Source organism: Chromohalobacter sp. HP20-39 (assembly GCF_033052815.1).
Lineage (GTDB): Bacteria > Pseudomonadota > Gammaproteobacteria > Pseudomonadales > Halomonadaceae > Chromohalobacter.
Genome location: NZ_JAWHTP010001267.1, coordinates 1 through 229, shown reverse-complemented (window position 1 = coordinate 229; position 229 = coordinate 1). Strand labels below are relative to the sequence as shown.

The 229-nt window shown below is 60.7% G+C and carries 1 protein-coding gene; it reads right to left on the bottom strand.

Annotated elements, in window-relative coordinates:
- The coding region (locus RVY79_RS22160; RefSeq protein ID WP_411161795.1) for a nitroreductase family protein at positions 1–118 on the bottom strand (118 nt) is incomplete at its 3' end.
- Positions 119–229: the final 111 nt, after the last annotated feature.

Genomic DNA, 229 nt, shown 5'->3' with positions numbered 1-229 from the left:
CATGGACGGCGACATGATTGGGCGCGATGATTTCGAATCGCCAGGGCTGCGTGTTGTCGCCGCTGGGCGCCCATCGTGCAAAATCAAGGATCTGCTCGATGACTGCTCGCGAATCCATGCTTTATGCGGCCTTTCTTAGTTGCGGGATGGCCGCGACGCGGCGATGTGGCCGGTGCATGCGTCAGCCCCCGGTGCTGACATCATGATGGTTTCGGTTGGCCAACAGGGG